Below are 22,048 nucleotides of genomic sequence, written 5' to 3'. Positions count from 1 at the left end.
CGAGTGAGGTCGGCGGGGCTCGCGTCTGTTGAACGGGTTAGAACTCCGAGCCGGCGGGGAGGTCCGGGGTTTCCGGGTCCTCGGGGTCGGAGGGGCCGGCAGCGAGACCGAGCTCGGCGGGGCTCGCCAGCATGGGGTTCTTCGGGAGAACGCGGACCGTGTAGCCGAAGGGGCCGGTGCGGTCGAGTTTGAGTTCACCCTCGTAGCGGTGCCGGTTGCCCTCGTACGTCTCGGCCAGCGACAGCGAGACGTGCACCGGATCGGTGATCTCGTCGTCCAGGTTCACCCGGCCGTGCAGCGCCTCGACGTCGATGTCCGCGGCCGCCAGATCTCCGAGCGTCACATAAGCCCGGATGCCGACCGTCGTACCGAGCTGCGGCACGTCACCGAGACCCTGCAGCTCCACGTGGTCGACGCGGATCTGCGGCCAGGCGGCCCGCACCTTCTTCTTCCACGCGGCCAGTTCGCGCGCGCCGTCATACGTGGCATTCAAAGCACGCGACGAGTGCGCCGCCGGCACGTACAGCCGCTCGACGTAATCCCGAACCATCCGGGTCGCCAGCACCTTCGGACCGAGCTCCTTGATCGTGTGCCGCAGCATCTCGATCCAGCGAGCCGGCACGTCACCGTCGTAGAACCGCGGCGCGACCTGCTTCTCGATCAGGTCGTACAGCGCATGCGCCTCGAGGTCGTCGCGACGATCGGTGTCCTCGATCCCCTCGGCCGAAGGGATCGCCCAGCCGAACTCGTCGTCGTACCACTCGTCCCACCATCCGTCGCGGATGGACAGGTTCAGCGCACCGTTCAGCGCCGCCTTCATCCCGGACGTCCCGCACGCCTCGTAAGGACGCAGCGGGTTGTTCAGCCAGACGTCGCAGCCCGGGTACATCGGCTGCGCCAGCGCGATGTCGTAGTCGGGCACGAAGACGATCCGGTGCCGGATCTCCGGATCGTCGGCGAACCGGACCATCTCCTGGATCAGCTTCTTGCCACCCTCGTCGGCCGGGTGCGACTTGCCGGCGATGACGATCTGGATCGGCCGGGTCGGGTGCAGCAGCAGCGCCTTCAACCGGGCCGGGTCGCGCAGCATCAAAGTCAGGCGCTTGTACGACGGTACGCGGCGCGCGAACCCCATCGTCAGCACCTCGGGGTCCAGGATCGAGTCGACCCAGCCGAGCTCGGCCTCGGACGCGCCCCGGTTCACCCAGGACGCCCGGACGCGGGCCCGGGTGTCGTCGATGAAGCGCTGCCGCAGCATCCGCTTCGTCTCCCACAACTGCGCGTCGGTGGTCTTGTCCAGACCCTCGAACATGTTCTCGGAGTCACCGGTGTCGGCACTGGCGTAGGTGAGCGCCGAGATCTCCCGGGCCACCCAGGTCGGTGCGTGCACCCCGTTGGTGATCGAGCTGATGGGCACGTCGGCCGGGTCGAAGCTCGGCCACAGTCCGGCGAACATCCCGCGGCTGACCACACCGTGCAGCTTCGAGACACCGTTGGCGCGCTGGGCAAGACGGAGGCCCATGATCGCCATGTTGAAGACGCTCGGGTCGCCGTTCTCGAAGTCCTCGGCGCCGAGCGCGAGGATCCGGTCGATCGGCACGCCGTCGCCGAACACGTCCGGCGAGAAGTGCTGCTGGATCAGCTCGACCGGGAACCGGTCGATACCGGCCGGGACCGGCGTGTGGGTGGTGAAGACGGTGCCGCCGCGGTTGACCTCGAGCGCGGTGTCGAAGTCGAGGTTCTGCTCGGTGGCGAGTTCGCGGATCCGCTCGACGCCGAGGAAACCGGCGTGACCCTCGTTGGTGTGGAAGACCTCCGGAGCAGCATGGCCGGTGATCCGGCAGTACTCCCGTACGGCGCGGACGCCGCCGACACCGAGCAGGAGCTCCTGGAGCAGCCGGTGTTCCGTCGTACCGCCGTACAGCCGGTCGGTGACCTCGCGCTCGGCGGCCTCGTTCTCCTCGATGTCGGAGTCGAGCATCAGCAGCGGCACCCGGCCGACCTGGGCGACCCAGATCTGCGCGTTCAGCTGGCGGCCGCCGGGCAGCGCGACAGTGATGGTCGCCGGGGCAGCGCCGGCATCAGAGCCGTCACGGAGCAGGCTGATCGGCAGCCCGTCCGGGTCGACCAGCGGGTAGCGCTCCTGCTGCCAGCCCTCGCGGTTGAGCGACTGCACGAAGTACCCGTGCCGGTACAGCAGGCCGACACCGATCAGCGGTACGCCGAGGTCGCTGGCCGCCTTGAGGTGGTCACCGGCCAGGATGCCGAGACCACCGGAGTACTGCGGCAGCACGTGGGTGATGCCGAACTCCGGGGAGAAGTAGGCGACCGAGTTGACCGGCGTACCGGCCTCGGACTGGAACCACCGGTCGTCGGTGACGTAACCGGTCAGGTCTTCCACGGCCAGCTCGAGCCGGCGCAGGAAGGCATGGTCGTTCGCCAGCTCGTCGAGCCGGGCCGCCGGGACCTCACCGAGCAACCGGACCGGATCACCGCCGGTGGACCGCCACAGCTGGGGGTCGACAGCCTCGAAGACATCTTGTGTCTCCGGGTGCCAGGCCCAGCGAAGGTTGTTCACCAGGGTGCCGAGACCGGTCAGCGGCTCGGGCAGGACAGGGCGGACGGAGAATCGTCGTATCGCTCGCACCGGGACACCGTACCGGCCCCGGACGGCCGGAACACCCCCGGGATGCATCAATCTTGCAACGTGAGCAAGATCTTGCAGGACCAGACCACTACCACCGCAGGACCGATTCGTGAGACACCACGACCGAACTGTGATCGCCGCATGGCGCGCCGCGGGATGGGTAACCGATAACGTCAGTGCTGTACTTCCTTGTCCCCGCTAGTCGGAAAGCGAAGGTTCGACAACTCCATGACTGGGCGCATCCCGATCACCGACGTCAGCCCGACCGTCGACGCAGGCGCGTATCCGGCCAAGTCGTCGGTCGGTGAGACCTTCACCATCGCGGCCGACGTGTTCCGCGAAGGCCACGACGCGGTGAACGCGAACGTCGTGCTGACGTCGCCGACGGGACAGACCAGACGGATGCTGATGAGTCCGGTCGGTCAGGGCAGCGACCGGTGGACCGTCGACGTCACCCTGCAGGAGCAGGGCGCGTGGACGTTCGCGGTCGAGGGCTGGAGCGATCCGTACGGGACCTGGCGGCACAACGCCGAGATCAAGATCCCGGCCGGCATCGACGTCGACCTGATGTTCGCCGAGGGCGCCGCGTTCTTCGATCGCGCCGCGGCCGGCGTACCGCCCGCGGTGCGTGTCGACCGCAGTACGTTGAACGACGCCGCGCAGGCGCTGGCGAACGGCGCACTGCCGCCGGAGGCCCGGCTGGCCGCGGGAATCTCGCCGCAGGTCCGCGCCGCACTCGGGCGCTACCCGGTCCGCGAGCTGATCACCTCGTCGGAGACCTTCCCGGTCTGGGTCGACCGCCGGCTCGCTTTGTACGGCAGCTGGTACGAATTCTTCCCGCGCTCCGAAGGCGCGAAGTTCGACGAGGAAACCCAGACCTGGACCTCGGGCAACTTCCGTACCGCGGCGCTGCGGCTCGAAGCGGTCGCCAAGATGGGCTTCGACGTGCTCTACGTGCCGCCGGTGCACCCGATCGGCCAGTCCTACCGCAAGGGCCCGAACAACACCCTCGACCCGAAGCCGGGCGACCCGGGTTCGCCGTGGGCGATCGGTTCGGCCGAGGGTGGGCACGACGCGATCCACCCCGAGCTCGGCACCTTCGAGGACTTCGACTACTTCGTCGGCCGGGCCCGCGAACTCGGGCTCGAGGTCGCCATCGACCTGGCCCTGCAGGCCTCGCCGGACCACCCGTGGGTGACCGAGCACCCGAAGTGGTTCTCGGTCCGCGCGGACGGCTCGATCGCCTACGCCGAGAACCCGCCTAAGAAGTACCAGGACATCTACCCGATCAACTTCGACAACGACCCCGAAGGCATCTACGCCGAAGTCCTGCGGATCGTGAAGCTGTGGATCTCGCACGGCGTCACCGTGTTCCGGGTCGACAACCCGCACACCAAGCCGGTGAACTTCTGGGAATGGCTGCTCGGCGAGGTCCGCAAGACCGACCCGGACGTGGTGTTCCTGTCCGAGGCGTTCACCCGGCGGCCGATGATGCGTGAGCTGGCGAAGGTCGGGTTCCACCAGTCGTACACCTACTTCACCTGGCGCAACGAGAAGTGGGAGCTCGAGGAGTACCTGGAGGAGCTGACCAAGGAGACCGGGCACTACCTGCGCCCGAACTTCTTCGTGAACACGCCGGACATCCTGACCGCCTACCTGCAGTACGGCGGCCCGGGCGCGTTCAAGATCCGCGCCGCGATCGCTGCGACGTCGGCGCCCGCATGGGGCGTGTACGCCGGCTTCGAGCTGTTCGAGCACGTCGCGCTGCGGCCCGGGTCGGAGGAGTATCTGGACACCGAGAAGTTCCAGTTCCGTCCGCGCGACTGGGAGGCCGCCGCCGCCGAGGGTCGCACACTGGCGCCGTACATCACGCTGCTGAACAACATCCGCCGCCGGCACCCCGCGCTGCAGCAACTGCGCAACCTCACGCTGCACAAGGTCGACGACGAGCAGATCATGTGCTTCTCCAAGCGCGTCACCGGCGCGGACGGGCACAGCGACACCGTCATCGTCGTGGTGAACTGCGACCCGCACGCGGTTCGCGAGTCGATGGTGCACCTCGACATGGCCGCCCTCGGCATGCGCCCGGAGGACACCTTCACCGTGTACGACGAGATCAGTGGCGCGACCTGGCGCTGGGGCCAGCAGAACTACATCAAGCTCGACCCCAACGGCGAACCGGCCCACATCCTCGCCGTCCGCCGCGGCCAGGCCTGAGGATCCAGGGTTTGCGCAGGCTGCTCGTCGTACTGTTCGCGGTCGCCCTGACCGCGAGCTGCGACAACAGCAGCCCTCGGGCCACGCCGAGCGACACTCCGGTCTCCCGGCCGGCTCCGACGACACCGACGGAGCCGGCCGACCCGCCGAGCCCCGTCCTCCGCGACCCGAAGGTCGCATGCGGTGGCCGCGACTACAACACCAAGCAGTCCCCCGCCTACTACCCCGACGGTCAGCCGTATGCGGGCAAGGGCATCCATCACCTCGTGATGGCACACATCGACATCTACAACGCCCAGGCCGTCGAGGATGTCGACTCCACGAAGCTTCCGAATCTCTGGTCGCCGGGTTCCGTGCCCGGGATGTATCCGGACCGCTTCACCCAACTGCTGCTCTGCGTTTACCAGGACCGGAAGTACCCCAGCAAGGTCGTCGACACCTGCAGGTACAAGGACGGCGAGAAGGTCAGGACGACAGCGAAGCTGCTCTCAGCTCGCTACCGGTACCGCCTACTGGAAGCCAAGACGGGCCGGCAGATCACGACCTTCACCATGACCGGAACCGAGGACACCTGTCCCGTCCTCCTGCATGACGACTTCGGCGGCAAGAAGTACTTCCAGATCGTTGCCGATGCCGCCCTCGCCGCGAAGCTCCGCCCGTACGTCGAGGGACAGGCCCGCTAGAGCGGCACAGTCTCCGGGTATTTGAGGCCGGTGCCGGTGTTGAGGGCGACGACCTGGTCGGTTGACTTGATCCAGCCGGACTCGCGCAACTGCTTCACTGCAGCGAAGTTGGCGGCGCCTTCGGGACAGATGAAGGCGCCTTCCAGCTCGGCGCACCGACGCTGGGCGGCGAGGATGTCCTCGTCGTCAACGGCGATCGCGCAACCATCGGTCTCCGCGATCGCTTGCAGGACGAGGAAATCGCCGAGCGCCTTCGGCACAGTGATGCCGAAGGCAACGGTCTTCGCATCGACCCAGGCCTCGCTCTCCGGCAAGCCCTTCTCCCACGCTCGCACGATCGGCGCACACCCGGTGGCCTGTACGGCGACCAGCCGTGGCATCGGTCCCTCGACCCACCCCAGCGCGGCGAGTTCGGCGAGCGCCTTCCAGATCCCGATCAACCCGACGCCGCCACCGGTCGGGTAGAGGATCACGTCCGGCAGCTTCCAGCCGAGCTGCTCCGCGATCTCCAGCCCCATCGTCTTCTTGCCCTCGATCCGGTAGGGCTCCTTCAGCGTCGACACGTCCTGATAGCCCTCGCGGATCGCCAGCTGCTCGCGGATCCAGGCGCCCGCGTCGCCGATCAGCCCGTCGATCAGCTTCAGCTCGGCCCCGACCACCGTCACCTCGCGCCGGCAGATCTCCGGCGCCGCGATCGGCATCGCGATCAGCGCCTCCATCCCGGCCCGGGCCGCGAACGTCGCCCAGGCCGACCCGGCGTTCCCGTTCGTCGGCATCGCGATCTTCCGCACGCCGACCTCGTACGCCCGCGACACCCCGACCGCCGCCCCGCGCGCCTTGAAGGTCCCGGTCGGGATCAACCCCTCGTCCTTCATCAGCAACCCCGGTACGCCGAGCTCCCGCCCGTACGCCGGTAAGCCGAGCAGCGGCGTCATCCCCTCCCCCAGGCTGACCACGTTCGCCGGATCGCGCACCGGCAGCAGCTCGTGGTACCGCCAGAGATCCGGTGCCCGCGAGGCGACCTCTTCCTTGGTCAGCCCGGCCCGCACCTCGTCGAGGTCGTAGCGAGCGAGCAGGGGCGAACCACAGTCACACAAGCCGATCACCTGATCGGGGTCGTGGACGAGGCCGCACTTCGGACAGTCGAGTTGCCGCAAGGCTGAGAAGCGCACGACTTCAGAGGCTACCCGGCGCGCAACCCGGTGATCGAGGGTCGTTGGTGATCGGTGAGGCGGAAACCCGTTCCGCGCACCGAGTCGATGGTCACCGTCGTACCGAGTTCGTCGAGCTTGCGCCGAAGCCGCTTCACGAGGGAGTGCACGTCCGCAGTACCGCGTAGGTGCCTGTTCCGCCAGACGGCTTGATGCAGGGCCTCGTACGTCCAGGTCCGCAGTGGCTCGATGGTCAGCTGGAGCAGCAGGTCGTGCTCGAGGTCGGTCAGAGGAACCTCCCGGTCCCGCCACTGCGCCACCGACCGCGCGGAATCGATGGTCAGTACGTCGGGCGGCCGCGGCACGCCCTCGGGCCGGGGCTCGACCACGGCCTCAGGTTCAGGCGGTTCGGGTTGCGGCGGTGGCGTGATGAGTTTGCGGAGTTCCTCCAGGCTGGAGACGAGCAGCAGCGGAGCAACATCGTCAACTAGTTCGGCCAGCCGGACCCGCTCCTCCAGCGAGGCAGCGACGGCGATCAGCATCGGGAACGCAGGACTGTCGTCATGATCAGGTACACGGGCGGTGACCATCCGGCTACGGTGTCAACCTTTGCCCTTAATCGTCAACGGATTGACAGTTAATGGCGAACTTTGCTTCGAAGCAGCCAACCGCTAGTGACATCTTGCTCACGAAGTGTGCTTGTGACGGCCTTCGCGTGACACATAGGGTCCTCGACAGGCTCGCTGCGTCACACGCCGCGACCTGGGGGGGCACGGCGCGTTCACAGAACCGGTTCACCACCCTGAACCTTCTGCGAAGCCCTGCACCTCTGCAAGTTGGCTCGGGGGCCGACTCGGGGAAGTACAAGTGAGGGGCTGCAGAGATGTCACATCAACGAAGAAGGGGATTCGCCAGGTCACTGGTGAGTGCTCTGGCGGCGGCCGCCGTCATCACGACAGGGCTGGCCTCGGCCGCTCAGGCGGCGCCGGCCACCGAACCCAGCGGGACGCCCGCACCAGCTTCCAAGATCAAGCCTGATCTCCTGTCGAAGCTGCAGGGCAAGGACGCCAAGGAAGCGACCGACTTCTGGGTGCACTTCAGCGCCAAGGCCGACCTGACCGCCGCGAGCAAGATCACCGACTGGAACCAGCGCGGTACGGCGGTCGCCGCAGCGCTGAAGAAGACGGCCACGGAGAGCCAGGCCGGGGTCAAGGCGCAACTGGACGCCGGCCACGCGTCGTACAAGAGCTACTGGGCCACCAACGCGATCGTCGTCAAGGGCGGTTCGCTGGAGATGGCGCAGAGCCTGGCCGGGCGCAGCGAGGTCGAAGCGATCTACAACCCGGTCAAGTACGAGATCCCGAAGACGACGGTCGGGACCACCGAGCACCAGATCAACTCGGTCGAGTGGGGTATCGCGAACATCAAGGCCGACCAGGTCTGGTCGCAGTACGGCGACAAGGGCGCCGGGATCGTTGTCGCCAGCATCGACACGGGGGTCCAGTACGACCACCCGGCGCTGGTGAACTCCTACCGGGGCAACCTGGGCAACGGCCAGTTCGACCACAACTACAACTGGTTCGACGCGGCCGGCACCTCGCCGAACGCACCGGCCGACGGCAACGGGCACGGTACCCACACGATGGGCACCATGGCCGGCGACGACGGCGCGGGCAACCAGGTCGGCGTCGCACCGGGCGTCAAGTGGATCGCGGCCAACGGCTGCTGCCCCAGCGACGACGCGCTGATCAGCTCCGGGCAGTGGATGCTCGAGCCGACCAACCTCGCCGGGCAGAACCCGGACGCGAGCAAGCGGCCGAACGTCATCAACAACTCGTGGGGCAGCACGCTGCCGTCGAACGACCCGTTCATGGAGGACGTCACCAACGCCTGGACCGCGTCCGGGATCATGGGTGTGTTCGCCAACGGCAACAGCGGCCCGGGGTGTAACACCAGCGGCTCGCCGGGCAGCACGCAGAGCATCTACTCGGCGGGTGCCTACGACATCAACAACAACGTCGCCTCGTTCTCCGGCCGCGGTTCCGGCCAGAACGGCGTGATCAAGCCGAACATCTCGGCCCCGGGTGTCAACATCCGGTCGAGCCTGCCCGGCAACACCTACGGCGCCTTCAACGGCACCTCGATGGCGACTCCGCACCTCGCGGGTGTCGTCGCGCTGCTGTGGTCCGGTGCACCGAGCTTGAAGGGCGACGTCGCGGCCACCCGCGCGCTGCTCAACCAGACGGCCATCGACAAGTCCGACACCACCTGTGGTGGCACGGCGACCAACAACAACGTGTACGGCGAAGGCCGGCTCGACGCGCTCGCACTGCTGAACGCGGCCCCGGTCGGCGACACCGGCACGCTCAAGGGCAAGGTCACCGCGACCGGCGGCGCTGCCATCTCCGGTGCCACGGTGACGATCAGCCAGACCGGTGCCCAGGACAAGGTGCTCACCACCTCGGCCGACGGCAGCTACTCGGCCATCGTGCCGGCCGGTGACTACTCGCTCGCGGTGGCCGCCTTCGGCTACAACGGGCAGACCGCCACCGCCACCGTCACGGTGAACACCACCACGACGAAGGACTTCACCCTGACGGCCGCTCCGACCGTCAACGTCGGCGGCACCGTCACGGACGGCTCCGGCCACGGCTGGCCGCTGTACGCGAAGGTCAGCGTCGAGGGTCCCGGTGGCGTCTTCGACTACACCACCCCGTCGAACGGCCGGTACAGCCTCAAGGTGCCGTCCGGCGCGTCGTACTCGCTGAAGGTCGAGGCGCAGTACCCGGGCTACCAGACGGTCAGCGAGCCGATCACGGTCGGCGCGAGCAACCTGACCAAGAACGTCGCCGTACCGGTTCGCGGTGACTCCTGCCTGACCGCACCCGGCTACAAGAACGGTTCGGACGGGGTCTACGAGACCTTCGACGGCACCGTGGCGCCGAGCGGCTGGACCGTCGTCGACAACAAGAACAACGGCCAGACCTGGAAGTTCACCGATGTCGGCAACCGCGGCAACCTGTCCGGTGGCACCGGCGGCTTCGCGATCATCGACAGCGACAAGTACGGCGCCGGTCAGTCGCAGGACACCTCGCTGGTCAGCCCGGTCGTGGACCTGAGTGCGGTCACCGCTCCGAAGATCAAGTTCAACCAGGACCTGAACTACCTGTCCGGTGAGAAGGCCGACGTCGACCTGTCGATCGACGGCGGTACGACCTGGACCACCGTCGCCGCACAGGCCGCGGACCTTCGCGGTGTCAAGGAGATCCCGATCCCGCAGGCGGCCGGCAAGTCCGCCGTACAGGTTCGGTTCCACTACTACGACGCCTCGTACGAATGGTGGTGGGAGGTCGACAACGTCCTGATCGGCAGCTCGGTCACCTGTGTGCCGACCGGCGGCGGTCTGGTCGTCGGCAACGTGAAGGACGCCAACACCGGCGGCTTCGTGAACGGCGCCACCGTCACCCGTGACGACAAGCCGACCGTCACCGCCACCACCGTCGCCACCCCGGACGACACCGGGCTCGACGACGGCTTCTACTGGCTGTACTCGCCGGAATCCGACGCCCACAGCTTCACCGCCAAGGCCGGCAACTACGTGAGCTCGAGCCAGTCCGTCAACGTCGAGGCCGACTACGTCACCTCGGCCAACTACACCCTGGCCGCCGGCCGGATCACGGTCACGCCGACCGCACTCGAGGGCAACCTCAAGCTGCCGACCGGCGCGGTCACCAAGTCGTTCACCGTCAAGAACACCGGCGGCGCACCGGTCGACCTGAAGTTCGGCGAGCGCGACGGCGGCTTCACCCTGCTGAACGCCAACGGCAGCACGACCACCAAGGCGCAGGTACTGAGCAGCACCGGTGCCCCGCTCCAGCGGCTGGCTGTCCCGACCTCGTTCGGCAGCAAGCTGTCCGGCAAGATGGCCGTTCCCGCCCCGGTCGCCAAGCCGCTCGCGGCACCGTGGCAGGACATCGCCAACTACCCGGCGGTCGTGATGGACAACCGCACCGTCAACGTCGACGGCAAGGTCTACTCCATTGCCGGCGGCAACGGATCCGCCTCGTCGGCGAACAGCTACGTCTACGACCCGGCCACCTTGGCCTGGACGCCGATCGCTCCGCTGCCGGGCGCCCGGAACGCAGTCAGCGCCGGTGCGGTCGGTGGCAAGATCATCGTCAGCAGCGGCTGGGGCGACGGCGGTCCGGACGCGGCGACCTGGTCCTACGACCCGGCGTCCAACGCCTGGTCCGCGGTGGCCAACAACCCGGCACCCCGGGCCGCGGCCGGTACCGCTGTCGCCGGTGGCAAGCTGTACGCCGTCGGTGGTTGCACCACCGGTGACTGCCTGCCGATGTCCAACTCGGTGGTCGCGTACGACGCGGCCTCCAACAGCTGGGCGACGCTGGCCAACTACCCGAAGGCGGTCGCGTTCCTTGCCTGTGGCGCGATCGACGGCAAGGTGTACTGCTCCGGCGGCAACGACGGATCGGTAGCGCAGAAGGGTGGTTACGTCTACGACCCGGCGGCCGACTCCTGGTCGCCGATCGCCGACGCCCCGGCCGACCACTGGGCCTCGTCCAACTCGGTTGCCGGTGGCAAGCTGATCGTGGTCGGCGGTGTCCAGGGCGGCGCCATCACCAACGCCGGCTTCGCCTACGACGCGTCCACCAACACCTGGGCCGCGACGCCGAACGCCAACCAGCCGCGGTACCGCGGTGGCGCGGCGTGTGGCTTCTACAAGATCGGTGGCGCCTCCGGTGGGTTCACCGCGACCAACAGCAGTGAAGTACTTCCCGGTCTCGAGAACTGCACCGAGTCGTCCGCCGACGTCAGCTGGCTGAGCGTCGACCAGACCGAGGCCACCCTGGCCCCGGGCGCGAAGGTCGTCGTCAAGGTCACGATGAACGCCAATGTCGACCAGCCGGGCACCTACACGGCAGCCGTAACCATCGGCGAGAACACGCCGTACACGGTCAACCCGGTCGACGTGAAGATGAACGTCACCCCGCCGACCACCTGGAGCAAGCTCCTCGGCACGGTCACCGGCGTCAGCACCTCCGGCGTCACCGCTCCCCTTCCGGGCGCGACCGTCGAGGTCGACTCCTGGGCGTCGTCGTACACCTTCATCACCGACAAGAACGGCAACTACGCCTACTGGCTGGACCGCCGCAACAACCCCCTCACCCTGATCGCCGCCAAGGACGGCTACAAACCCCAAACCCGCACCACGAAGCTGATCGCCGGCACCCCGGTGACGGAGAACTTCGCCCTGAAGGCCATCAAGTAGCCACGGCCTAGCAGCACCCGGCCCCGCCCAGTCATCTGGGCGGGGCCGGTCCTTTTCCGCACTCCGCCACGCAACTTTGCCAGCTCCACCGTCGAATCCAGCGTCCGGCGCTCGCCCTGTACCGACGGACATGAGGTATCAAACCCGGCGACTACCGCCCACGCTCGCCCAGACCAGATCAGGCCCGGCTTCCGCCAACACCTCATGTCCGTCGGTACACCAAGTCGTGCCCGGGGTCTGAACAGATCTGAGCAAACGAGGCACCCGGCCAGGTCGGCACGCCACAGCTGACCGGTCTGGAGGTTCATGACGTACTGGCCGGGGTCGCCGAGCGCACCTTCGCTTCCCCAACCGAGCAGGTCTCCGCCGACTCGGCGGAGAGTTGGTCGGTGACGTCGTACAACCGGCCAGGATGGCGATGACAGCGGCGGCGCTCAGGAGTGTGCGGGCCGGGCGGGTCATGGTGCTGTAGACGCACCGACAGAGGGCGAAGTTCAGGCGGGGAGGAGGTGGAAGCCGACGCCTCGGACTGCGTGGATGGTTACGGCGGCGCCTAGGTCGGTGAGTTTTTGGCGGAGGCGTTTGACGACCGAGTGGATGTGGGAGCCGTGGCCGAGGTGTTCGTTGCCCCAGACGGCTAGGTGCAGGCGTTGGTAGGTCCAGACGCGGCCGGGCTCGGTGACCAGGCAATGCAGGAAGTCGTGTTCCAAGCGGGTCAGGGAGATCTCGCGGTCCTTCCAGCGGACCACCCGGCGGTGGACGTCGAGGCTGAGCTCGTCCATCGGGTCGGGGTCCGCCACCAACGCCGGCGCCGGGAATGCAGTAGGCGGCACTGACTCGATCTGAGCAGTGACGGTACGCCGGGGCGCAGCGGCCACCACAGCAGGAGTCAGTACTACGGGACTGGTCTCCGCCGACGTCAGGTCGAGGAAGGCGCGCGCTTGTTCGGCACTGGAGACCAGGAGCACTGCGTCGGCGTCGGCGAGCAACCGGGCGAGGTGTACCCGCTCGGCCGTCGATGTCGCCACGCCGATCACCAAGGACGAGTCCATCGAGCCCCTCCTCTCGAACACTTGCCGGGTCAAGTACGGCCAACCGCGAAGGGTAAGTCAAGGGATTCCCTCCGCGCCGGCGTGGCACATATGCGCCCTGTCCGACACCGGACAGCGCCGCTCTACACAGCGCCACGAAACAGGGACGGATGTCGCAGACAGTTGCACCTCTCACCAAGCAGAAGCACGAACAAAGCAGGGCGTCCGGAACCACCTGCCGGACGGGGCAGGAGGTTCCGGACGCGGGGAATCGGCCGCCGGATCAGCCGATGGTCTTGACCGCGGTGATCAGCGCACCGCTAGTGGTGTCGCCGGAGAGCTCCCAGAAGAAGGCGCCGCCGAGACCCTGGTTGTTCGCGTACGTCATCTTGCTGCGGATCGTCGCCGGGGTGTCGTACCCCCACCACTGCCCGTTACAGAACGCGTACGCCGTACCGCCGACCGTCCCGTTCGACGGGCACCTGGTCGAGATCAGCTTGTAGTCCTCGATCCCGGCCTCGTACTTACCGGGCGCAGCACCGGTCGCGTGCCCGCCGGGAGCGGCCTGCGTGACACCGGTCCAGCCGCGGCCGTAGAAGCCGATGCCGAGCAGGATCTTCGAGGCCGGGATGCCCTTCGTCTTGAGCTTCTGGATCGCGGCGTCGCCGTAGAAGCCGGCGGTCGGGATCCCGGCGTACGAGGTGAGTGGTGAGTGCGGCGCCGTCGGGCCCTGGGCGTTGAAGGCGCCGAAGTAGTCGTACGTCATCGGCATGATCCAGTCGAGCTTCTGCGCCGCGGTGGCGTAGTTGGTCGCGTCGATCTTGCCGCCGCTGGTGCCGTCGGCGGTGATCGCCGCGGTGACGAGTGCGGATGAGCCGAAGCGGTTGCGCAGCGCCGTGATGACGTTGTTGAACGCGTTCGGGCCGGAGGTGTCGCAGCTCAGGCCGCAGGCGTTCGGGTACTCCCAGTCGACATCGATGCCGTCGAAGACGTCGGCCCAGCGCGGGTCCTTGACCAGGCTGTAGCAGGAGTCGGCGAACGCAGCCGGGTTCTGCGCGGCCTGGGTGAAGCCGCTCGACCAGGTCCAGCCGCCGAATGACCAGACCACCTTGATGTTCGGGTACTGCCGCTTGAGCTTGCGCAGCTGGTTGAAGTTGCCGCGCAGCGCACCGGTGTCCCAGGTGTCGGAGACGCCGTCGACGGAGCTGGCCGCGTCGTAGTACTTGTCGTACGCCGCGTAGGCGTCGCCGATCGAGCAGCGACCGTTGGTGGTGTTGCCGAAGGCGTAGACGATGTTGGTCAGCTTCGCCGCCGAGCCACTCGTCTTGATGTTCTTCACGTGGTAGTTGCGGTCGTAGACACCCCACTCCGTGAAGTAGCCGACGACCTTCTTGCCGGCAGCGACGACATGTCCGTCCTGCTGGTCCTGGTGCGTCTGTACTGCGGGCGCCGGCGCTGCGCCGGTAGCGAGCAGAGCGACCGTCGCGAGCAGAGTCGATATCAAGCGGATCTTCATTGTGTTCCTCCTAGGGGGCGGAAGAGGGACTGTCCGCACTCTAGCGAGTACAGGCAGTTAATAAAAGAAGAAACCGAAATAAATTGCGCGGTCAATCGCCCTGTTCGAGGGGTGGGCGCGCGTGCAGGCGCACGGCGTACGGAGTAATCTCTGCGCGCACGGTCACGATGACCGCAGTCGACGGAGGAACAGTGCCCGGATCCCCGGACGGTCCCCAACCGGTCGCCGCAACGAGTACCGGACTCGTCCGCCGACGGCCTGGTTTCGTCTGGCTGCTCGCGGCCCTGCTTGTCCCCGCGGTGCTCGCTGCCGTCCTGCTGATCATCCGGACCGGCCCGACCGAGGACGATCTCCGCGACCGCTCGCTGGCCGCGCTCCGAGCCCAAGGAATCAACGGGGTCCAGGTCACCGTCGACGGACGTGACGCGACGGTCGTCGTACCGGCCGGTGCCGATCCGCAGCAGGCGCGCGACATCGTCGCCCACGTCGAAGGAGTCCGGGAAGCCACCGCAACGGGAAACACATCCCTGGAGGTAGCCGACCCGATCCCGACGACCTCGCCGACGCCGACGCCGACGCCGACGCCGACGAGCATCGCGGTGTTCAGTGTGAATCGGACGGACGAGTCGTTCACCGTGACCGTTGCGGTGCGGGATCAAGCAGCCAAGGATGCGATCGTCCGTGAGATGCAGGGTCTCGGCGCCAACTTCGTCGACGCCATCACGGTCGATCCGGACGCAGGGCTGGCCAACACGAAGGCGCTGACGGCCCTACTGCGCACGCTCTCGACCGCGACCGGCGACGCGTCGATCAGCTACGACGGCTCGACCGTCAAGCTCACCGGCCAGGTCGCCGACCAGGCCACCAAGGCGACCGCGGCCCGGGCTGCAGCGGCCGCGGTACCGGGCGCGATCATCGCGAACCAGTTCACGATCCCGCAGGCCGCGAAGCCGCCGATCAGCGAGGCCTGCCAGACCTTCGAGGCCCGGCTGGCTCAGCTGAGCACCAAGAACAAGATCGTCTTCCTGTCCGGCACCGCGATCGTCAACGACCCTTCCCGTCCTTCCGTACTACGCGCCGCCGCGCTCCTCAAGAGTTGTGAGACCGCCCGCGTCGAGATCGCCGGCTACACCGACAACCTGGGCAGTACCGCGAGCAGCCTCCCGCTCTCGCAGCAGCGCGCCGACGCGGTCAAGGCAGCACTGGTGAAGCTCGGCGTACCGTCTGACCGGATGACCAGCCGCGGGTACGGCGAAGCGAACCCAGTCGCCTCCAACGACACCGCCGCCGGCCGGGTAGCCAACCGCCGCGTAGAGATCCGGGTCCCGTAGCAGCCTCAGCCCAGCCAGGTGAGAGTTGGCCAGATCTGTTCCCAGCTGCGATTGAGGCCGCGGCAGAGCCAGATCGGGCGGTGCTGTTCAGCGTTCTTGAGCCCCACACTGTTGCTGGTCTCGCCGACAATGTTTGCCGACAGACAGTTCGCTTGCACCCAGTCCAGCGGCGTCCGGTCACGCTGCGACCCGAGCACAATCACCACGTCCGCACCTTCCGCCGGCCGTCCCCACCCGGCGTACGCGTTGTGACCGCTGTAAACCTGCGGTAGTCCGTACGCCGGGCCGTATCGCTCGAGCGCACCGGCCTCGCCATAGTTGCGCGTGACAACCACTGCTCGCTCACGCTCATCGGCCGGCAGCCCGTCGTACACAGCCTTCACCTCGGCCGTGAGTTCCGGCCAGCCAACCTGTTCGCGCGTGCCGCCGAAGTCGAGGTAGTGAACCAGCGGCACGTCAGTGATCGCTGCAACCGGGATCAGTGGCAGACCAGCCAGTCCGACAAGCACTGCTGAACCGGAGAACGCCCCGACCAGCACGCGTCGGCGTACGGCTGTAGTGAGCCAACGGTCGGTAGCTATAGCGCCTGCTGCCATCAGCGCCGGGTACGCGCCCGCTAGATAGAAGCCGTTGCCGCCGAGAACCAATAGCTCGATCGCCAGCGCCACGTAAGCGACACCGAACACCCGGAACGAGTTGCGACGCAGTAGCCGCACCAGACCGGCTATCCAGATCGGCACAAGGAGTGGACTGATCAGAACGAGTTGGAACGGGATGACTCCAAAGCGACCGCCTGCGACGACACGTCCCTGGATCGCTGCTGCCATGTCCAGTTGAGGGAAGCCGTTGGTCGCCTGCCAAACCAGGTTCGGCGCTGCGATGGCTAGGGCGGCTACTGCTCCGCCTAGAAGCCACTTGCTTCGCAGTGCCGAACGGGGTCCGGCTACCAGCAGACCGATGACGAGTGCGAGAGCAAGGAGGCCCAGGAGAGTCTTGTTGAGGAGACCGACACCGAGTACTACGCCGATGAGGAGCAGCAGGTACGCAGTACGGGTTCTGATGTAGCGCGCCAGTAACAAGGTCATCAGCGCGGCGAAGAAGAAGTCGGTGGTGTTGGTCATCAGCAGATGCCCGGCCATCAGGACCACTGCGGACGTGGAGATCGTCAGGGCGGCTATCACGCGAGCACGGCGCGAGGCGCCCATCTCGTGCGCGATGAGGATGACCAGAACGACCGACAAAGTGGTGAGGATCGTGGCAGGCAAGCGAAAGGCCCAGAGCGAGCCTGGTGAGATTGCGTCGCCTAGTGCTGCGAGCAGCGGGGTCAGCGGCGGTTGGTCGGGGTAGCCCCAGGCGAGGTGTTTGCCGCAAGCGAGGAAGTACAGCTCGTCGCGGTGGTAGCCGTACGCATTGCTCGTGACGGCCAGCACTACGAACACAGCGGCAACGATTGACGCTTCTCGCCAATAGCGGCGTTGCGGCGGTGTCTGTTGCTGCACAGGCCTGGGTGTCACTTGGGTCGTCATGCGATCACCTGCTCTGCCAGCCCGAGCCTGCTTGTCGGACCGAGCTTGCCGGTTCCGGCTATACGGATGCTGTATCGGTGGGTTGGCGTGCGGCAGCGACACGGCACGGAGTAATGTCCTCGCGCACGGCCCAAAGATTCCGTAGGGGACTCCATGAGTTGGCTGATCGCGCAGGTCTGGATCTTGCTTCTGGTTGCGTTCGTGCTGGGCAGTGCTGCGGCCTGGCTGGCGTTCCGGATCGCACCGCCACGGTTGAAGGGCGCTCGCCGATGAGCTGGCTCTTCCGCAACAACTGGCCGTGGTCACTGGTCGCCTTCATACTCGGCGCGATCATCACCTGGTTCCTGCTGGCCCGTCGCCAGGTCGTGGAAGCAGCACCAGTTCAAGAAGAAGAACAAAGAGAAGAAGTTCTGGTGGGCGTTGGTGCATATCAGGCTGAGCCTGAGCCCGCACCTGTCAGCCGACCGACGCCGGCGCCCGCGCCCGTCGTACCGGATCAGCCGGCGCCCGTCGTACCGGTAGCGCATTTCTCTCAGCGGATGGATGTCGGCGAAGCAGAAGCGCCGACATTGTTCGACGAGCCGCGTGGCGAAGTGCCACCCGGCCGGTACGGCGAAGGCTCGGCCGAGGCGGTGCCGCACCAGGGACCGCCGGACGGATTCACCATCAAGGGCAACGCCCAGTCGATGCTCTTCCACACCCCGGAATCCCCGTACTACGGCCGGACCAAGCCCGAGGTCTGGTTTCGCACCGAGGCCGACGCCGAACGCGCCGGATTCACCAAGTACGTCCGCAGACCCCGCAAGTCACCAGGCAACGCACCGGGCGCCGGAAAGTAACCTCCGAACCCCTCGGAAGCAACGCACGACACATCACGAAACGACCGCGGATAGGGCGATCAGGCCCCCATTTGCATGTACTGGCAAACGGGCGGCACACTGAGCCGAGCGCAGGCCAGGACCGCCATCCCCAGGCCGTGTTTCACAGCATGGAATCACCGGTCTGCCGCCGTCCCCTTTTGAGAAACCGTCTGACGGGTAAGGGAAAAGAGCAGCCCGGTTCAGACCCGAGGGATGACACCCATTGGAGGTGAGCGTGACCGACATGCTGCCGGAGCAGCACCACGGACTGACGAAGAGTGACCCGCTGTGGTTCAAGCGGGCGGTTTTCTACGAAGTTCTGGTGCGGTCCTTCAAGGACTCCAACGCCGACGGCATCGGCGACCTGCAAGGCCTGACCGAGAAACTCGACTATCTCGAGTGGCTCGGTGTCGATTGTCTGTGGTTGCCGCCGTTCTATCCCTCACCCCTGCGTGACGGCGGCTACGACATCTCCGACTACACGAACGTGATGCCCGAGGTCGGCACGATCGCCGACTTCGCCGCGTTCATGGACGCATGCCACGCGCGCGGAATGCGCGTGATCGTCGATTTCGTGATGAACCACACCTCGGACCAGCACCCCTGGTTCCAGGAGTCCCGGAGCAACCCGGACGGTCCGTACGGCGACTTCTACGTCTGGTCGGACACCGACGAGGCCTACGGCGACGCCCGGATCATCTTCGTCGACTCCGAGACGTCGAACTGGACCTGGGACCCGGTCCGCCAGCAGTACTTCTGGCACCGGTTCTACTCCAGCCAGCCGGACCTGAACTTCGAGAACCCGGCCGTCGGCGACGCGATGATCGAGGCGCTGAAGTTCTGGCTCGACCTCGGCATCGACGGCTTCCGGCTGGACGCGGTGCCCTACCTGTTCGAGGAGGAGGGCACCAACTGCGAGAACCTGCCGCGCACCCACGAGTTCCTCAAGCGGGTCCGCAAGGAGGTCGACGCGAACTACGAGGACCGCATCCTGCTCTGCGAGGCGAACCAGTGGCCGGCCGACGTGGTCGACTACTTCGGCGACCGGGAGTCCGGCGGGGACGAGTGCCAGATGGCGTTCCACTTCCCGGTGATGCCGCGGATCTTCATGGGGGTCCGGCGCGAGTCGCGGTTCCCGATCTCGGAGATCCTGGCCCAGACCCCGCAGATCCCGGACACCTGCCAGTGGGGCATCTTCCTGCGCAACCACGACGAGCTCACCCTCGAGATGGTCACCGACGAAGAGCGCGACTACATGTGGGGCGAGTACGCCCAGGACCCGCGGATGAAGGCCAACATCGGCATCCGCCGCCGGCTCGCGCCGTTGCTCGACAACGACGTGAACCGGATGGAGCTGTTCACCGCGATGCTGCTGTCGCTGCCCGGCTCGCCGATCCTGTACTACGGCGACGAGATCGGGATGGGCGACAACATCTGGCTCGGTGACCGCGACGGCGTCCGTACGCCGATGCAGTGGTCCCCGGACCGCAACGCCTCCTTCTCGACGGCCACCCCGGGCAAGCTCAGCCTGCCCGTCATCATGGATCCGGTCTACGGCTTCCAGGCGGTCAACGTCGAGGCCGAGATGGAGAACGCGTCGAGTCTGCTGCACTGGACCCGGCGGATGATCCAGACCCGCAAGCAGCACCCATGTTTCGGGATGGGTACTTTCACTGATCTAGGCGGTTCCAACCCGAGCGTGCTGTCGTACGTCCGTGAGTTCGGTGACGACGTCGTGCTGTGCGTGAACAACCTGTCACGTTTCCCGCAGCCGATCGAGCTGGACCTGCGGCAGTGGCAAGGTGTGGAACCGATCGAACTGCTCGGCGGGGTGCACTTCCCGACCATCGGCGAGCTGCCGTACCTGCTCACCCTGGGTGCGCACGGTTTCTACTGGTTCCGCCTACCGGTCAACCAGGCCAATCGTGAGGAGAGCTCTTCGTGACTTCCCATCTGGACCAGGTCCAGTCCTTCTGTGCCAACCAGCGATGGTTCTCAGAGAAGGGACACGACGTCCATGTCGATGCGATGGCCACCTCTGCCTGGCTGTCGGACGAGGGCGTCTGGCCTGCGGTCCGGATCGGGTTCGTCTACTGTGCCGGCCCGCCCGGTGCGGAGAACGCAATCCGGGTCTACCAGCTGCCGCTCAGCTACCACCAGTCGCCGCCCGACAACATGGGTCACGCGCTGGTCGGTGACTGGGAGGAGCAGGACCTGGGTGACACCAGGGTCTGGGTGTACGACGCGCTGCACGACAAGGAAGCGACGCCGTACTGGCTGGACGGGCTCACGCATGGCCGGACGCGTGACGGGCTGGAGTTCCATCCCGTCCACGCGCCGGAGCAGACTGTCGTCGTACCGGACGACGCGCAGTCGCTGGTGCTGACGGTCGAACAGAGCAACACGTCGCTGGTCTTCGGCGATACCGCCCTGCTGAAGGTGTTCCGCCGGCTCGAGCCCGGGAGCAATCCCGGGGTCGAGATCGAGTCGGCGCTCACCGAGGCGGGCTCCGAGCTGGTGCCCGCGGTGCTCGGGACGGCGCGTGGCTCCTGGCCGCGCGCCGGCGGCGGCACCGACTCCGGTGACCTGGCGATGATGACGGCGTTCCAGCGGAACGCGACCGACGGCTGGTCGTACGCGACCACCTCGGTGCGCGACCTGTACGCCGAAGCGGATCTGCACGCCGAAGAGGTCGGCGGCGACTTCGCTGGTGAGTCGCACCGACTCGGCGCGGCCACCGCCCAGGTGCATGCCGAGCTGGCCAAGGCGCTCGGCACCGACATCTGGGAACCGGCGCTGATGGTCGAGCACGCGGCCGCGATGAAGCGCCGCCTGGACAAAGCGGCCGCGGCGGTGCCCGAGCTCGCCGAGTTCGCGCCCGGGCTCAGCCGGGCCTTCGACGCGCTCGCGGCCTACGACGTACCGGTGACCGTCCAGCGGATCCACGGTGACTTCCACCTCGGTCAGGTGCTGCGCACGATCGAGGGCTGGAAGCTGATCGACTTCGAGGGCGAGCCGGCCAAGTCGCTGATCGAGCGGCGCGCGCTGGACACCCCGATCAAGGACATCGCCGGGATGCTGCGGTCGTTCGACTATGCGGCGCGCTCGTTGCTGGCCGACCACCAGGGTGACCAGCAGATCGCCTACCGGGCGGCCGAATGGTCGAACCGGAACCGGAAGGCCTTCTGCGACGGGTACGCCGAGGTGGCCGGCTCGGATCCGCGCGACCAGGGCGTGCTGCTGAGTGCGTTCCTGGCCGACAAGGTCATCTACGAGACGCTCTATGAGGCCCGCAACCGGCCGAGCTGGCTGCCGATCCCACTGGCGGCCGCGGCCCAGCTGAGCTTGGGTGCATAGGAAAAACTTCTCCTTCTACCCAAAATCTCAGCCAATAATCTCATCTGACGAAGAATTACAGAGCGTGGAACAGCCGCCACTGTAATACTTGCCGGTATGCCCCCCGCGCCGCAGCTAGAGGTCTCTGTCCTCGGCCCGCTCGCGGTGCGACTCGACGGTGCCGCGATCGCGGTCGATCGGCCGCTCGAGCGGGCTCTGCTGGTCCGGCTGGCGCTGGCCGGTGGCATGTCGGTTCCCGATCAGCGGCTGGCCGCCGACCTGTGGGGCGACGTCGACCTGGCCCGGCCGACCGAACGACTCCGGGTGCTTGCCTCCCGGCTACGTGCGGCTCTGAACTCCCCCGACGCGCTGACCCGCAGCAACGGCGGCTACGCCCTGTCCGCCCAGCTGAGCGATCTCGTCGCCGCCCGCGCCGCCGCGGAGCGGATGCATGCCGCCT

12 protein-coding genes and 2 pseudogenes are annotated in these 22,048 nt (G+C 67.1%); 8 read left to right on the top strand and 6 right to left on the bottom strand.

Annotated elements, in window-relative coordinates; translation table 11 throughout:
- Positions 1–37: 37 nt before the first annotated feature.
- On the bottom strand, positions 38–2,647 hold the full coding sequence (gene glgP, locus ABZ004_RS31465; RefSeq protein ID WP_355684717.1) for an alpha-glucan family phosphorylase: 2,610 nt from the start codon (positions 2,645–2,647) through the stop codon (positions 38–40).
- Positions 2,648–2,875: 228 nt separating this feature from the next.
- Between glgP and ABZ004_RS31460 the strand changes: the two genes are divergently transcribed.
- Both ABZ004_RS31460 and ABZ004_RS31455 read left to right on the top strand, forming a co-directional pair.
- A complete protein-coding gene (locus ABZ004_RS31460; RefSeq protein ID WP_355684716.1) occupies positions 2,876–4,864 on the top strand; it encodes a maltotransferase domain-containing protein in 1,989 nt (662 codons plus the stop codon).
- Positions 4,865–4,875: 11 nt separating this feature from the next.
- The gene (locus ABZ004_RS31455) at positions 4,876–5,547 is read left to right on the top strand and encodes a hypothetical protein (protein ID WP_355684715.1); all 672 of its coding nucleotides are present in this window, start codon (positions 4,876–4,878) and stop codon (positions 5,545–5,547) included.
- Here ABZ004_RS31455 and ABZ004_RS31450 read toward each other — a convergent pair.
- Both ABZ004_RS31450 and ABZ004_RS31445 read right to left on the bottom strand, forming a co-directional pair.
- On the bottom strand, positions 5,544–6,719 hold the full coding sequence (locus tag ABZ004_RS31450; RefSeq protein ID WP_355684714.1) for a threonine synthase: 1,176 nt from the start codon (positions 6,717–6,719) through the stop codon (positions 5,544–5,546). The two genes, ABZ004_RS31455 and ABZ004_RS31450, sit on opposite strands and share 4 nt — an antisense overlap.
- Before the next feature lie 11 nt (positions 6,720–6,730).
- Positions 6,731–7,288 (bottom strand): winged helix-turn-helix domain-containing protein, encoded by a 558-nt coding sequence (locus tag ABZ004_RS31445; RefSeq protein ID WP_355684713.1) that lies wholly within the window; start codon positions 7,286–7,288, stop codon positions 6,731–6,733.
- A 332-nt stretch (positions 7,289–7,620) separates the two neighbouring features.
- Here ABZ004_RS31445 and ABZ004_RS31440 point away from each other — a divergent pair, with 332 nt between their 5' ends.
- A complete protein-coding gene (locus ABZ004_RS31440) occupies positions 7,621–11,988 on the top strand; it encodes a S8 family serine peptidase (protein ID WP_355684712.1) in 4,368 nt (1,455 codons plus the stop codon).
- Between the two features lie 494 nt (positions 11,989–12,482).
- Here the strand turns inward: ABZ004_RS31440 and ABZ004_RS31435 are convergent, their stop codons facing one another.
- Together ABZ004_RS31435 and ABZ004_RS31430 are read right to left on the bottom strand one after the other, a co-directional pair.
- Positions 12,483–13,040 carry a winged helix-turn-helix domain-containing protein gene (locus tag ABZ004_RS31435; RefSeq protein WP_355684711.1) on the bottom strand — a complete coding sequence of 186 codons (558 nt, stop codon included), beginning with the start codon at positions 13,038–13,040 and terminating at the stop codon, positions 12,483–12,485.
- Between the two features lie 262 nt (positions 13,041–13,302).
- The gene (locus ABZ004_RS31430) at positions 13,303–14,535 is read right to left on the bottom strand and encodes a glycoside hydrolase family 18 protein (protein ID WP_355684710.1); all 1,233 of its coding nucleotides are present in this window, start codon (positions 14,533–14,535) and stop codon (positions 13,303–13,305) included.
- Positions 14,536–14,726: 191 nt separating this feature from the next.
- Between ABZ004_RS31430 and ABZ004_RS31425 the strand changes: the two genes are divergently transcribed.
- On the top strand, positions 14,727–15,866 hold the full coding sequence (locus tag ABZ004_RS31425) for an OmpA family protein (RefSeq protein ID WP_355684709.1): 1,140 nt from the start codon (positions 14,727–14,729) through the stop codon (positions 15,864–15,866).
- A 5-nt stretch (positions 15,867–15,871) separates the two neighbouring features.
- Here the strand turns inward: ABZ004_RS31425 and ABZ004_RS31420 are convergent, their stop codons facing one another.
- Positions 15,872–17,392 carry a glycosyltransferase family 39 protein gene (locus ABZ004_RS31420; protein WP_355684708.1) on the bottom strand — a complete coding sequence of 507 codons (1,521 nt, stop codon included), beginning with the start codon at positions 17,390–17,392 and terminating at the stop codon, positions 15,872–15,874.
- 647 nt (positions 17,393–18,039) lie between these two features.
- On the opposite strand from ABZ004_RS31420, the pseudogene ABZ004_RS31415 reads away from it, so the two are divergent.
- The 4 genes and pseudogenes from ABZ004_RS31415 to ABZ004_RS31400 all read left to right on the top strand — a co-directional run.
- A pseudogene (locus ABZ004_RS31415) lies at positions 18,040–18,231 on the top strand (hypothetical protein); the annotation flags it as partial.
- Positions 18,232–18,496: 265 nt separating this feature from the next.
- Entirely contained in the window at positions 18,497–20,197 is a 1,701-nt protein-coding gene (treS, locus tag ABZ004_RS31410) for a maltose alpha-D-glucosyltransferase (RefSeq protein WP_355684780.1), read from the top strand.
- Positions 20,194–21,609 carry an aminoglycoside phosphotransferase gene (locus tag ABZ004_RS31405; protein WP_355684707.1) on the top strand — a complete coding sequence of 472 codons (1,416 nt, stop codon included), beginning with the start codon at positions 20,194–20,196 and terminating at the stop codon, positions 21,607–21,609. Before treS ends, ABZ004_RS31405 begins: the two co-directional genes overlap by 4 nt.
- 96 nt (positions 21,610–21,705) lie before the next feature.
- Positions 21,706–22,048 (top strand): annotated as a pseudogene (locus ABZ004_RS31400) (hypothetical protein); the annotation flags it as partial.

It is taken from the genome of Kribbella sp. NPDC006257, from assembly GCF_040613535.1.
GTDB lineage: Bacteria > Actinomycetota > Actinomycetes > Propionibacteriales > Kribbellaceae > Kribbella.
Note: the sequence above shows the minus strand (reverse complement) of the source record. Positions and strands in the feature narration are given on the sequence as shown.

Excerpts from the sequence above, each read along its gene's own strand:
- ABZ004_RS31460 (WP_355684716.1), top strand. The coding sequence starts at position 2,876 with ATGACTGGGCGCATCCCGATCACCGACGTCAGCCCGACCGTCGACGCA.
- ABZ004_RS31445 (WP_355684713.1), bottom strand. The coding sequence starts at position 7,288 with ATGGTCACCGCCCGTGTACCTGATCATGACGACAGTCCTGCGTTCCCG.
- ABZ004_RS31435 (WP_355684711.1), bottom strand. The coding sequence starts at position 13,040 with ATGGACTCGTCCTTGGTGATCGGCGTGGCGACATCGACGGCCGAGCGG.
- ABZ004_RS31430 (WP_355684710.1), bottom strand. The coding sequence starts at position 14,535 with ATGAAGATCCGCTTGATATCGACTCTGCTCGCGACGGTCGCTCTGCTC.
- ABZ004_RS31420 (WP_355684708.1), bottom strand. The coding sequence starts at position 17,392 with ATGACGACCCAAGTGACACCCAGGCCTGTGCAGCAACAGACACCGCCG.
- treS (WP_355684780.1), top strand. The coding sequence starts at position 18,497 with ATGCTGCCGGAGCAGCACCACGGACTGACGAAGAGTGACCCGCTGTGG.